Genomic DNA, 13003 nt, shown 5'->3' on the forward strand with positions numbered 1-13003 from the left:
AGTTTTGGTATGAAGAAACTGTTGAAAATTATGGTGGTGCTTTTCTGTTTGCTGATCCTTGGCGGATTGGCGGCAGGCGGGGCTGTTTTCTATGGTTTCTGGCATTTCGGCAAGGGGCTGCCTGATTACGCGCAGCTTGCCAGTTACGAGCCGCCGGTCATGACCCGGGTTCATGCGGCAGATGGCAGCCTGATTGCGGAATATGCCCGCGAAAAGCGCCTGTTCGTTCCTATCGAGGCAATCCCGAAACGGGTAACACAGGCTTTTCTGGCGGCAGAAGACCAGAATTTCTATGAGCATTTCGGAATTGACCTGAAGGGCATTGCGCGGGCGATGCTTGTAAACGTACAGAATATCGGTCAGGGGCGCCGTCTGGTCGGGGCCTCGACGATTACCCAGCAGGTGGCAAAGAACATGCTGCTGACCAACGAGGTTTCCTACGAGCGCAAGGCGAAAGAGGCCATTCTGGCCATCCGTATTGAACGCTCCCTGCCGAAAGACCGTATCCTTGAACTGTACCTGAACGAAATCTTTCTGGGGCATCGGGCCTATGGGGTGGCCGCGGCGGCCCTGTTCTATTTTGACAAGGCCATGAACGAATTGACAGTGGCCGAGGCCGCCTATCTTGGCGCCTTGCCCAAGGCCCCCAACAACTATAACCCGTTCCGCTTTCCCGATCGGGCGCTTAGCCGCCGGAACTGGGTCATTTCCCGGATGCTGGAAGAAAAGTTCATCACGCCGGAACAGGCCGAAGAAGCCATTGCAACGCCGCTGAATGTGCAGCGGGGCCGCCATGCAGAAGTATTCAAGGCCGAATGGTTTGTCGAGCAGGTCCGCCGTGAACTGTTTGACCTGTATGGCAGCGAAGGCCTGTATGACGGTGGCCTGTCCGTTCGGACCACCATGCAGACCGCCTACCAGAAACTGGGGGAACAGGTCCTGCGGGATGGCCTTCGGACCTATGATCGTCGTCATGGCTGGCGCGGTCCGATCGCGTCCGTGGACATTGCCGAAAACTGGCTGGAGGCCCTGCAGGCGGTTCAGGAACCGGCCGGGCTTACCCCGTGGGAGTTGGCGGTTGTTCTTGAGGTTGGCGCCAAGGAGGTGCTGATTGGCCTGAAAAGCGAGGACAAGGGCCGTATTCCGTTTGATGAAATGAAATGGGCGCGCCCGTGGCTGAAAGGCCAGAAGGTGGGCCGCAGTCCGGGTAAGCCGTCGGATGTCTTGTCCGTTGGGGATGTGGTCGCCGTGACCCGTCTGGAAGGGGAGGGTGTACCTACCGGAACCTTTGGTCTGGAACAGATCCCCGCTGTATCCGGTGCGTTGGTGGCGATGGACCCCCATACGGGGCGTGTTCACGCCCTTGTTGGAGGATGGAGCCCGGAGCTGTCCAAGTTTAACCGGGCGGTTCAGGCCCTGCGCCAGCCGGGGTCGGCCTTCAAGCCGTTTGTGTATGCCGCGGCCCTTGATAACGGCTTCAGCCCCGTGGACAAGGTGATGGATGGCCCGTTCGTCCTGAACCAGCCCAATGGCGAGCGGTGGAAGCCGTCCAACTATACCAACCGGTTCTATGGGCCGAGCACCCTCCGGCTCGGGATTGAGAAATCCCGCAACCTGATGACGGTCCGTCTGGCCCGTTCTGTGGGGATGGATGTGGTGTCCGATTATGCCGGGCGGTTCGGTATTGATGACAATCTGCAGCCGACCCTTGCCATGTCCCTCGGGGCCATGGAAACAACCCTGCTGAAAATGACAACGGCCTATGCCGAACTGGTCAATGGCGGCAAGGAAATCGTGCCGACCCTGATCGACCGGGTTCAGGATCGCCGGGGCCATGCCATCTACAAGCATGATACCCGCCCCTGTGACGGCTGTTTCGCTGCCAGTTGGCATGAACAGGAAGAACCGGTCATTCCTGACAACCGGACACAGGTGATTTCACCGGCAACGGCCTATCAGGTGGTATCCATGCTGGAAGGTGTTGTGCTGCGGGGAACCGGGCGGAAGGTTGCCGCAGTGGGCAAGCCGCTTGCCGGCAAGACCGGCACCACCAATGATGCCCGTGACGCATGGTTCGTCGGTTTCTCACCGGACCTTGCGGTGGGGATCTATGTGGGGTTTGACAATCCGCGCACCCTTGGCCCCAAGGAAGGCGGCAGTGGCGTGGCCTCGCCGATTTTCCGGGACTTCATGGCCGGGGCGCTGAAAGACAAGCCGTCCATTCCGTTCCGGGTGCCGGAAGGTATTCGCCTTGTCCGGGTCAATTCCGTGACCGGCGAGCCAGCCCGTCCCGGTGACCGGGGTGTGATCCTTGAGGCCTTCAAGATTGATCAGGGCGGAAGACAGGCGGTTCTGGATGGTTCCGACGATGGCGGGCCCCGCCTTCCCGTGGGAGCCGGGGCACCTTCGACGACTTTTGGTCCGGGCGGTCTTTACTGATCGGTCTGTAACGACTAGTTTCTGGCCCCAAACGAATAATTCTTTGAAAATGGAGTGACTATGCGCGCCGAACATCAGGCTCTTGTCGATGAAATCAAGCAGGCTATGGCCCTGCTGAGGAGGTATCTTTGACTGGGATAAGGCTCTTCGTCGTCTCGACGAACTGAATTCCCTGGTTGAGGATCCGGACCTTTGGAACAATGCGTCCAAGGCCCAGGCCCTTATGCGGGAGCGAACCTCCCTTGAAAACGCGATCAACAGCTACAAGCGCGTTGCGCAGGACCTTGAAGACACGGTCGAGCTGATCGAGCTTGCCGAGATGGAAGACGACGAGGATACCCTGCAGGAAGCAGAGGCCGCCCTCAAGGACCTTCATACGGAAGTCGAGCGCCGCCGTGTGGAAAGCATGCTGTCCGGTGAAGTGGACGCCAACGACTGCTATGTTGAAATTCATGCCGGGGCCGGGGGAACGGAATCCCAGGACTGGGCACAGATTCTGCTGCGCATGTATACCCGCTGGGCAGAGCAGCATGGCTGCAAGGTCAAGATTTTGGAAGAAAGCCCGGGCGAAGAAGCGGGGCTTAAATCCGTCACGATCGAGGTCAACGGCGAGAACGCCTATGGCTGGCTGAAAACGGAAAGCGGTGTGCACCGTCTTGTGCGGATTTCCCCGTTCGATTCCAACGCCCGCCGCCATACCAGTTTTACGTCGGTCGGCGTGTTTCCGGTTATTGACGATGATATCGAAATTGATATCGACGAAAAGGACCTGCGCATCGATACCTATCGGGCATCCGGTGCCGGCGGTCAGCACGTTAACCGGACGGAATCGGCGATCCGTATCACGCATATCCCAACCAACGTGGTTGTGCAGTGTCAGAACGACCGGTCCCAGCACAAGAACCGCGCTGCGGCCATGAAGATGCTGAAATCCCGTTTGTATGAACTGGAAATGCAGAAGCGGGACGAGGCCGCCGCCGAAACCCGTGGGCAGCAGACCGACATCGGCTGGGGTCACCAGATTCGATCCTATGTCCTGCATCCTTACCAGATGGTCAAGGACCTGCGGACCGGGGTTGAAAAAGGCAACGCCCAAGGCGTTCTTGATGGTGATCTTGATGATTACCTTGCCGCCGCCCTGTCGCAGCGGATCGGTGAAGGAAACGAAAGCGAGGCCTGATCGGCCCTGTTTTTTACATCAGAAAAGTCCTGCCATCCGGCAGGGCTTTTTTTGTGGGGCAGGGACCATGAGCGCAAAGAAAAAGGCCGGCGAGAACGCCGGCCTTCTGTCTTTTTCCTGTCGGAAGCTGGGGGTTAGCCCATTGCCTTCTGCAGGTTCGCATCGATTGCGTCCAGGAACTGGTTGGTTGTCAGCCAGCCCTGATCTTCACCGACCAGCAGGGCCAGGTCTTTTGTCATCTGGCCGCCTTCAACGGTAGATACGCAAACAGCTTCCAGTGTTTCCGCGAACTTCTTCAGTTCTTCGTTGCCGTCCAGTTTGGCACGGTGCAGCAGGCCGCGTGTCCAAGCGAAGATGGAGGCAATCGGGTTGGTGGAGGTTTCGTTGCCCTTCTGGTGCTCACGATAGTGACGGGTCACTGTACCGTGGGCGGCTTCTGCTTCAACGGTCTGCCCGTCCGGGGTCATCAGAACAGACGTCATCAGGCCGAGAGAGCCAAAGCCCTGTGCAACGGTGTCGGACTGTACGTCGCCGTCGTAGTTCTTACAGGCCCAGACGAACTTGCCGGACCACTTCATGGCGCAAGCGACCATGTCGTCGATCAGACGGTGTTCGTAGGTGATGCCGGCTGCGTCGAACTTGTCCTTGAATTCAGTCTGGAAGACTTCTTCGAACAGGTCCTTGAAGCGACCGTCATACTTTTTCATGATAGTGTTCTTGGTGGACAGGTATACCGGCCAGCCGCGGGCAAGACCGTAGTTCATGCAGGCGCGGGCGAAACCACGGATGGATTCGTCAAGGTTGTACATGCCCATGGCAACACCGGCATCCGGGAAATCAAAGATTTCGAATTCCTGTGCCGGACCACCGTCAGCCGGGGTGTATTTCATGGTCAGCTTGCCCGGACCCGGGATGAGCATGTCTGTTGCACGGTACTGGTCACCAAAGGCGTGACGGCCGATGACGATCGGGTCGGTCCAGCCGGGAACCAGACGCGGAACGTTGCTGCAGATGATCGGCTCACGGAAAACGGTACCGCCGAGGATGTTACGGATGGTGCCGTTCGGGGAACGGTACATTTCCTTCAGGTTGAACTCTTCAACCCGCTGCTCGTCAGGAGTGATGGTCGCGCATTTCACGCCAACGCCGTATTTCTTGATGGCATTTGCTGCATCAACGGTGATCTGGTCGTTGGTGGCATCGCGGGATTCCATGCCAAGATCGTAGTATTTAAGGTCAATATCCAGATAGGGAAGGATGAGTTTTTTCTTGATAAAGTCCCAGATAATCCGGGTCATTTCGTCTCCGTCCAGCTCTACGACTGGATTCTTGACTTGAATCTTTGACATGTCTAGATCCTTCTTTCCTCACAAATTGAATTCTGTGCGCGCAAAATACCATTGCGTGCGAACGGTGCAAGCAGCATTCCAAAAAAACACAATTTTCTTGGGTTTTTGCTGCAAAAAGTTACATTTTTGAGATGTCAGCCTTGATTTTGGCGGCGGGGCTGTCCTCAAGGGCGTCCAGAATGTCCTCAAGGCTTTCCACAACGGTGAACAGGTCCCGCGCACTCGGTTCGGCAAAACCCGCTTCGATCATGCTGTCGATCAGGGACAGGAACGGCTGCCAGTAATTCTTGTAATTGACCAGAATGATCGGCTTGTCATGCAGGCTGAGCTGGCGCCAGGTGATCATTTCAAAGGTTTCATCCAGTGTCCCGAGCCCGCCCGGCAGGACCACAAACGCGTCGGAGCGTTCAAACATGAGTTGCTTGCGCTCGTGCATGCTTTCGACCACGTGCAGTTCGGTCAAATTCTCGTGACTGACCTCAATATCATGTAGATGGCCGGGAATAATCCCGATAACCTCTCCCCCAGCTTCCAGTGTGGCGTCGGCGGTAATGCCCATCAGGCCCACATGCCCCCCGCCATAGACAAGCTGGATACCATTTTGGCCGAGTTGGGTGCCCAGTGTTCGGGCGGCTTCCTTGAAGTCGGCATCCGCAGGCATTCTGGAACCACAATAAACGCAGAGAGAAGTAATTTTCGACATGAGGTCTCCCGGTAAAATAAGTCTTGGAGTTGCTGTGTTCAGCGCCTTTCTTATGTGCGGTGCATTGCTGGCGCCGTCAAGAACTGTTTTGGCCGGTTTCGCAGATGTGATGGATGTGAAGATCGTGAAAACCGGTGCCGATCTGTACCGCATCACGGTGACGGTCACCCATGAGGATGAGGGCTGGGACCATTATGCGGATCGGTGGGACGTTCTGGACGAAGATGGCAACCTTCTTGGGTCACGGGTGTTGATGCACCCGCATGTTGAGGAACAACCCTTTACCCGTTCGCTTCTGTTGGCGTTGCCCATGGGGGTGAAACGGGTTGTGATCCGCGCTCATGACAAGATACATGGTCTGGGCGGTCTGGAAAAAAGTGTCGATGTGCCACATTGACATGTTTCTGCCTTGAATTTGCCTGTACAGTGGAGGGGCAATTCAAGGCACTTTGTTGCACTGAGTATATGTACAGTCTGAACTTGAAAGTAGGGGACTAAAAGAATGAAAAAATCTGTTAAACGCGTTGTACCGATGCTGGCACTGGGTGCCGTTGTGCTGTTCGGGGCCAACATGGCTGTTACGCAGGCACAGGACATGTCTACAGGCATTCCGGAAGCCGATCACCGGATCAAGCAGATGAAAACCCTTGGCATGAATATGAAAGCCATTGCCGGTGTCGCCAAGGGAGAGGCGGAATATTCCCCGGAACTGAACGCCAATGCGGAAGGTATTCGCGCCGTGGCCATGGAAATGGACACCCTGTTCCCGGAAGGCTCCGGCGGGGAGAAAACCCGTTCCAAGCCTGAAATCTGGCAGAATACTGCAGAATTCTCCAAGGCTATCAAGGATTTCCAGACTGAGGCCGACAAGCTGGTTGCCGCAGTTGCCACCGGTGATCGGGGCCAGATTGGTGCCGCGCTTGGCGCCACAGGGAAAACCTGCGGTGGCTGTCACAAGCCGTTCCGTAAACCGAACGAATCCTGATGGCCTGACAATGAGGCTTGAAGGAATGCAAGGGAGACTGCCAGCATGGCTGGCAGTCTTTACCATTTTTCCGGCAGTTCTGGTTGCCGGACAGGTTCGGGCGGACATTACCGAAGAGGGGCGTTACCTGACGGCCGCTGCGGGGTGTCAGTCCTGTCATACGGACCCGGCCACAAAGGATGCGCCCTTTGCCGGGGGACGGGCCATGAAAACCCCGTTTGGTGTTTTTTATACCCCCAACATTACCCCGGACAGCGAACAGGGCATTGGCGGTTGGAGCCGGGATGATTTCATCCGGGCCGTCAAGACCGGTGTGTCCCCGGAAGGACAGCATTATTTTCCGGCGTTCCCCTATACCAGTTATACCCGCATGACCGACGAGGATGCGGGCAAGATTTTTGCCTATCTGCAAAGCCTTCCGGCCAATGACCGGCCAAACCGGGATCACGAGATCGCGGCGCCGTTCAGTTGGCGGTTTCTGCAGGCTGGATGGAAGCTGTTATTCTTTGATGAAGGCGGCGATGATCAGGCCCTGCCCACCGATCCGGTTCTGGCGCGGGGCGCGTATCTGACCAATGCCCTCGGCCATTGCGGCGAATGCCACACACCGCGCAACGGTCTTGGCGGCATCGATGACAGCCTGTTCATGGCGGGCGCGATTGGCGGCGGTGAAGGCGAACTGGTTCCCAATATCACCCCGGACCCGGCCACAGGGATTGGTGACTGGACAAAGGGCGATCTGGCCAGTTTTCTTGAAACCGGCATGAAGCCGAATTTTGATGATGTTCAGGGAACCATGGGGGATGTGATCACCTATAGTACGTCCCATCTGTCGCTTGAGGACAGGGAGGCCATGGCCGCCTATCTTCTGTCGTTGCCAGCAATCATCAACAAAATAGAGAAGCCGAAGTGATTGATATTGCGACCGGTTGCATCCGGGACCTCTAAGGTTCATACTAATCAGCGAAGATTGATATAGGTGAGGGTGCTGTGCGGATTATAGGTATTGTCGTATTTGTCCTGCTGATCGGCGTGGCCGCTTTTTTCCTGTGGCGCGAGATGACCCCCCCGCCGGTGCCAAGCCTTGCCGAAAACGGGGAGGGCAGCCAGACCGGGCAGGGCGCGGGCGACACGGCACGGGATACGCAATCCCCTGACGCTTCGAACCGGGAGACAGGCCTTGCGGATGACGGGGCGACCAAGCCCCGGATCATTGAAAAAGAAACACTGGAAGGCCGTGCCGCCGAAGGGACGGATACCCCGGAGGCAGAGGCCCGCCCCCGGTTTGATATTGTCCGCGTTGACAAGAATTGCGGACTTCTGGTGGCTGGCCGGTCCGAGCCTGCAGCCCGTGTTACCATTTTTGCCGGGGATCAGAAACTGGGCGAGGCGACAGCCTCCAACCGGGGGGAATGGGTGTTCATTTCCCCGCAGCCCCTGTCAAAGGGACCGCAGCAGATTAACCTTGTTGCCCTGAATGCGGATGGCCGGGAGTTGGAAAGCGCCCGTCTGGTGGTAATGCAGGTGCCGGATTGCGCCCGCGATGAAAAAGACCGGGAACCGGCCATTGCCCTGCTGACCCCGAAAGGAAAAGAGGCCGCTGCCGATTTTGACAAGCGGGTTAGCAAACTGCTGCAAATGCCGGAGCCGGTTGGCGATACCGGAGCCGCGGCGGACCTGTCCGTTGGGGCTATCGATTATGATGACGCGGGCAATGTGGACCTGTCCGGCAAGGCGAAACCGGGCAACAGCGTCAATGTCTATGTGGATAACAAGCTGGTCGGCACGGCAAATGCCGATGACGATGGCAACTGGACCCTGACGCCGGACGATGACATCGCACCGGGAACCTATACCTTGCGGGCGGATCAACTGAACGATCAGGGCAAGGTGATTTCCCGCATTGAAATTCCGTTCCAACGGACCGCCGCAGACGAGGTGGTACTGGCAAGGGGCGGGTTGGAAATACGGGCTATTGTCCAACCGGGAAACAGCCTGTGGCGGATTGCCCGGCGCATGTATGGGGAGGGGATGGAATATACCCTGATCTATCAGGCAAATCAGGACCAGATTCGCGATCCGGACCTGATCTATCCGGGGCAGATATTCACCTTGCCAACCGGAAACTGAGGGGCGGAACTACCGGTTAGCCGATCTGGTCGTCGGGAAGGACTGCCTCTTTATGGGGAATGGGCGAGGATGGCCGTTGCCAGCCCACTTCCCGCGCCAGTTCCATATAGGGCCGCGCATTCAGCAGCGTTTTGACCGACGAGGCAATAAGCCGGGTTCCGGTCAGTTCCCCTTCCAGAATATCGTCAATCATCAGGAATATCTGTTGGCGTTTCGGCTCCAGCACAAAGCGGATATGATCCTTTTCGTCTTTCCATGCCAACAGGCCCCGCAGGCGCTCCCGCAGTTGCGGATGCTCTGCCGAGAAGGGGAGCGAGCCCAGATAGCCAAGATGAATCAGACGGTGTCCATTTCCGGTTTTTGACAGCTTGGCAGAGAACGGGATTTCCTCCCACACGAAGTGATAGGACATGGGTGCCGTTGGCGTGACCCAGGTCAGTTTTTCGCTGCTTTCCTCAAGAAGTGTGTTGAAGCTCCCGGATAGTGCTGCTTCTGTATGGACTTCGGACATGTACCCAACTCGTGAGATATTCGTGTGTAGAGTCGCCTTGCGACAGAAATACTATCCTGCCAAGTGGTTAACAATCTGGTAACCTGAGATTATAAAATAGCGGCTATTCTCCTGCTTCCGGTTTCATTTTTCCGCCAAGGCCCTGTTTCGGGCGGGGCGGAATAGGATCAGGTGCAGGCGGCCTATAACGGGCCGGGCCGGAAAAACCCGTAATCGGAAGACGCATGACAGAGAACAAATTTGACAGTCACTCCCAGACCGGGAAACGCAGCCATCTGGCAACGGTCGTCACCCTGCTGGACTATATCTGGGTTTCGGGGCGCAAGGATTTGCAGTTTCGGGTGGTGATTGCCGTCCTGTTCCTGCTGGCGGCCGAGGTCTCGGTGATCATGTCCCCCTATATCATGAAGTTTATCGTTGATGACCTGACCGGGGAGAAGGGGGTCGATACCCTGATTGTGGTGCCCATCGCCCTGATCGGGGCCTATGGACTGGCGCGGGTGTTCCAGCAGGCGTTTGGCGAACTTCGGGATGCCATTTTTGCCAAGGTGGGGCAGAATGCCATCCGGCAGGTCGCCTTGCGCACCTTTCGTCACCTGCACCGGCTGTCCTTGCGTTTTCATATGGACCGCCAGACCGGGGGCCTCAGCCGTGTGATCGAGCGCGGGACCAAGGGCATCGATTTCCTGCTTCGGTTCATGCTGTTCAACATCATTCCGACCATCCTGAAAATCCTGATCATTTGTATCATCATGTGGACGGAATACGGGATTGCCATGGCCCTTATCACGGCGGCCACCCTGATCGGGTATATCTGGTTTACGCTGGCGGTCACGGAATGGCGGCTCAAGTTCCGCCGGACCATGAACGAAAAGGACAGCGAGGCCAACACCAAGGCCATCGACAGCCTGCTGAATTTCGAGACGGTCAAGTATTTCGGAAATGAAGAACATGAAAGCCGTCGTTTCGACCGGGCCATTGCGGGGTACGAGAAAGCGGCGGTGAAAAGCCAGACGACCCTGTCCTACCTGAATATCGGGCAGGGCGTGATTATCAGCCTTGGCATGGTGCTGGTTTTGTATTTGGCGGCTGAGGGCGTTGCCAATGGCAGCATGACGGTGGGCGATTTTGTGGCGGCCCACGGGTTCCTGATGCTGCTGGTCCAACCGCTGAACTTTCTGGGGTTCGTGTACCGGGAAATAAAACAGAGCCTGGTGGACATGGAAAAGATGTTTGAACTGCTGTTCGTGGGCCGGGAAATCGACGACAGCCCGTCGGCCCGGACGCTGGAGGTTCGGGATGCGGCCATCGAGTTCAAGGACGTGGATTTCGGGTATGAGGGCAATCGCCAGATCCTGCACAAGGTTTCGTTCCGGGTTGAACCGGGGACCAAGGTTGCCATTGTCGGGCCGTCCGGAGCCGGAAAGTCCACCATTTCCCGAATTCTGTTCCGGTTTTATGATGTGAATGCGGGCCGTGTGACCATTGACGGGCAGGATATCCGCGATGTGACGCAGGCGTCCTTGCGGGCGGCAATCGGGATTGTGCCGCAGGATACGGTCCTGTTCAATGATACCATCCGGTACAATATCGCCTATGGCCGGCCGGGGGCCAGTGATGCGGAAATCGAGGAGGCGGCGCGGCTCGCCAGCATCGATACCTTTATCGAACGGTTGCCCGACGGGTTTGATACCATCGTTGGGGAACGGGGCCTGAAACTGTCTGGCGGCGAAAAACAACGGGTGGCCATCGCCCGCACCATTTTGAAGGGGCCGCAAATCCTGTTGTTTGACGAGGCCACGTCGGCCCTTGATTCCAAGACCGAGAAAGAGATACAGGCCAGCCTGTCCGAGGTGTCACAAAACCGGACCACGCTGGTCATCGCCCATCGGTTGTCCACCGTGGTGGATGCGGATGAAATTCTGGTTCTGGACGGGGGCCGTATTGTAGAACGGGGAACCCATACGCATCTATTGGAGATGCAGGGACAATATGCAGAAATGTGGGCGCGCCAACAGGAGGCGGCGACCTATCAGGAAAAACTGGAACAGGCCCTGACCTGACCGATCGTAACCCGGTCACACGGCAAAAAATATATTCTTTTATTCTTTTTGCCTGTGTGTTGCGGTATACGGCTAGACTTGTAACGCTGATAGTTGAGAGACAAGGATCATGGATACATTAAAATCAGTACTGGTTCCGATTAACAAGGAAGGCCATCGCTTTATCGCGATTTTCGCCGTGGTTACCTTGCTTCTGTTCCTGCTTACGTGGCCAGTTCTGGGGTGGATCGGTGTTGTTCTGACACTGTGGTGCGTCTATTTTTTCCGCGATCCGGACCGGCAGGTCCCGACACGCGAGGGGTTGATTGTCAGCCCGGCAGACGGTGTTGTGCAGCTTATTGAACGGGCGGTGCCGCCGGAAGAACTGGGCCTTGGCAATGACCCGCGCCTGCGGATCAGTGTGTTCCTGAATGTCTTCAACGTGCATGTGAACCGGGTACCGCTGGGCGGAACCGTCGTCAAACAGGTTTACCGTCCGGGTAAATTCCTGAATGCCGCCCTTGACAAGGCATCCGAGGAAAATGAACGCCACGCCGTGCATGTCCGCACCGAGGATGGCAAGGATATCGTGTTTGTTCAGATCGCAGGGCTGGTCGCCCGGCGTATTATATGCGATCTTAACGATGGCCAGATTGTCCGCTCCGGTGAGCGGTTTGGTTTGATCCGGTTCGGTAGCCGGACCGACATTTACCTGCCCGATGGGGTCGAGCCGCTTGTCGGCGTTGGACAGACCATGGTGGGCGGTGAAACCGTCATCGCGGACATGCTGGCCAAGAATGAAACACCAATTACGGTAGAGGTACGGTAATGCTTTTAGGCCGCCGACGGAAGCTCAGTGAACTTCCCATCAACTCCCTGATCCCCAACATGCTGACAACGCTGGCATTGTGTGCCGGGCTGACATCTGTCCGCTTCGCCCTTGAGGATAAATGGCAGTTGGCTGTGGCGGCCATTCTGGTAGCCGGGGTTCTGGACGGACTGGACGGGCGTATGGCCCGCCTTCTGAAGGGATCATCGAAGTTTGGCGCGGAACTGGACAGCCTGTCCGATTTCGTCAGCTTTGGTGTGGCCCCGGCGCTTGTGCTGTATCTGTGGACGCTGGATCAGGGGCTGGGCAATTTCGGCTGGATCATTGCCCTTGTCTTTACCGTATCCTGCGGTCTTCGGCTGGCCCGTTTCAATGCCATGCTGGATGAGGATCAACCCGCTTGGGAGGCGCGCTATTTCACTGGCATCGCCGCCCCGGCCGGGGCCTCGATTTCCCTGCTGTTCATTGTGGTCAGCTTCTATTCCGACGCCGAGATTTTCCAGTCTGCCATTCTGAATGCCGGGTGGTTGCTGTTGATGGCCTTCCTGATGGCCAGCCGCATTCCCACCTTCTCCATCAAGCGGATCCGGGTTGCCCGGCGCTTTATCATGCCCATGCTGATTGTTGTGGGCGGATTGGCGGCGGTCATGGCCAGCTATCCGTGGGAATTGCTGACAGGGGTTGCCCTTGTCTATCTGGCGACCATTCCTTTTGCCATTGCCACCCATCGCCGCCTTGTGCGCGAGGAGGTCCGCAAGAAAGGTTCCGTTGATCTTGAGACGGAAAAGGAAAAGCTCAGCAAGTAACGAGCACCCGGGAAAAGAGCCCGGCTCGA

12 protein-coding genes are annotated in these 13003 nt (G+C 57.0%); 9 read left to right on the forward strand and 3 right to left on the reverse strand.

Annotated features, from left to right (window positions below; genetic code table 11):
* Positions 1-9: 9 nt before the first annotated feature.
* Together FQB27_RS11255 and prfB are read left to right on the forward strand one after the other, a co-directional pair.
* On the forward strand, positions 10-2439 hold the full coding sequence (locus tag FQB27_RS11255) for a penicillin-binding protein 1A (RefSeq protein WP_169561144.1): 2430 nt from the start codon (positions 10-12) through the stop codon (positions 2437-2439).
* A 60-nt stretch (positions 2440-2499) separates the two neighbouring features.
* Positions 2500-3619, forward strand: a protein-coding gene (gene prfB, locus FQB27_RS11260) for a peptide chain release factor 2 (RefSeq protein ID WP_169561145.1) whose coding sequence is annotated in 2 segments (ribosomal slippage) — positions 2500-2568 and positions 2570-3619 — 1119 coding nt in all. Because the reading frame shifts where the segments join, the coding sequence is not laid out codon by codon here.
* A 134-nt stretch (positions 3620-3753) separates the two neighbouring features.
* Here the strand turns inward: prfB and FQB27_RS11265 are convergent.
* Positions 3754-4968 (reverse strand): NADP-dependent isocitrate dehydrogenase, encoded by a 1215-nt coding sequence (locus tag FQB27_RS11265; protein WP_169561146.1) that lies wholly within the window; start codon positions 4966-4968, stop codon positions 3754-3756.
* Positions 4969-5086: 118 nt separating this feature from the next.
* Complete coding sequence (locus tag FQB27_RS11270) at positions 5087-5671, reverse strand: LOG family protein (protein WP_169561147.1); 585 nt, start codon at positions 5669-5671, stop codon at positions 5087-5089.
* Positions 5672-5759: 88 nt separating this feature from the next.
* Here FQB27_RS11270 and FQB27_RS11275 point away from each other — a divergent pair, with 88 nt between their 5' ends.
* The 4 genes from FQB27_RS11275 to FQB27_RS16895 all read left to right on the forward strand — a co-directional run bounded on the left by FQB27_RS11275 (position 5760) and on the right by FQB27_RS16895 (position 8786).
* A complete protein-coding gene (locus FQB27_RS11275; protein ID WP_206374586.1) occupies positions 5760-6068 on the forward strand; it encodes a hypothetical protein in 309 nt (102 codons plus the stop codon).
* A 105-nt stretch (positions 6069-6173) separates the two neighbouring features.
* A complete protein-coding gene (locus FQB27_RS11280) occupies positions 6174-6656 on the forward strand; it encodes a c-type cytochrome (protein WP_169561148.1) in 483 nt (160 codons plus the stop codon).
* A 10-nt stretch (positions 6657-6666) separates the two neighbouring features.
* Complete coding sequence (locus FQB27_RS11285) at positions 6667-7569, forward strand: c-type cytochrome (protein WP_169561149.1); 903 nt, start codon at positions 6667-6669, stop codon at positions 7567-7569.
* Between the two features lie 77 nt (positions 7570-7646).
* Positions 7647-8786, forward strand: a complete 1140-nt coding sequence (locus FQB27_RS16895) for an Ig-like domain-containing protein (RefSeq protein WP_169561150.1) — start codon at positions 7647-7649, stop codon at positions 8784-8786.
* A gap of 16 nt (positions 8787-8802) precedes the next feature.
* Here FQB27_RS16895 and FQB27_RS11295 read toward each other — a convergent pair whose 3' ends face one another.
* Complete coding sequence (locus tag FQB27_RS11295; RefSeq protein WP_169561151.1) at positions 8803-9297, reverse strand: hypothetical protein; 495 nt, start codon at positions 9295-9297, stop codon at positions 8803-8805.
* Positions 9298-9521: 224 nt separating this feature from the next.
* On the opposite strand from FQB27_RS11295, the gene FQB27_RS11300 reads away from it, so the two are divergent.
* From FQB27_RS11300 to FQB27_RS11310, 3 genes are all read left to right on the forward strand, one after another.
* Positions 9522-11360 (forward strand): ABCB family ABC transporter ATP-binding protein/permease, encoded by a 1839-nt coding sequence (locus tag FQB27_RS11300; RefSeq protein WP_169561152.1) that lies wholly within the window; start codon positions 9522-9524, stop codon positions 11358-11360.
* Positions 11361-11469: 109 nt separating this feature from the next.
* Positions 11470-12168, forward strand: a complete 699-nt coding sequence (locus FQB27_RS11305) for a phosphatidylserine decarboxylase (protein WP_169561153.1) — start codon at positions 11470-11472, stop codon at positions 12166-12168.
* Positions 12168-12974 (forward strand): CDP-alcohol phosphatidyltransferase family protein, encoded by an 807-nt coding sequence (locus FQB27_RS11310; RefSeq protein ID WP_169561154.1) that lies wholly within the window; start codon positions 12168-12170, stop codon positions 12972-12974. Before FQB27_RS11305 ends, FQB27_RS11310 begins: the two co-directional genes overlap by 1 nt.
* Positions 12975-13003: the final 29 nt, after the last annotated feature.

Source organism: Sneathiella chinensis, from assembly GCF_012720115.1.
Lineage (GTDB): Bacteria > Pseudomonadota > Alphaproteobacteria > Sneathiellales > Sneathiellaceae > Sneathiella > Sneathiella chinensis.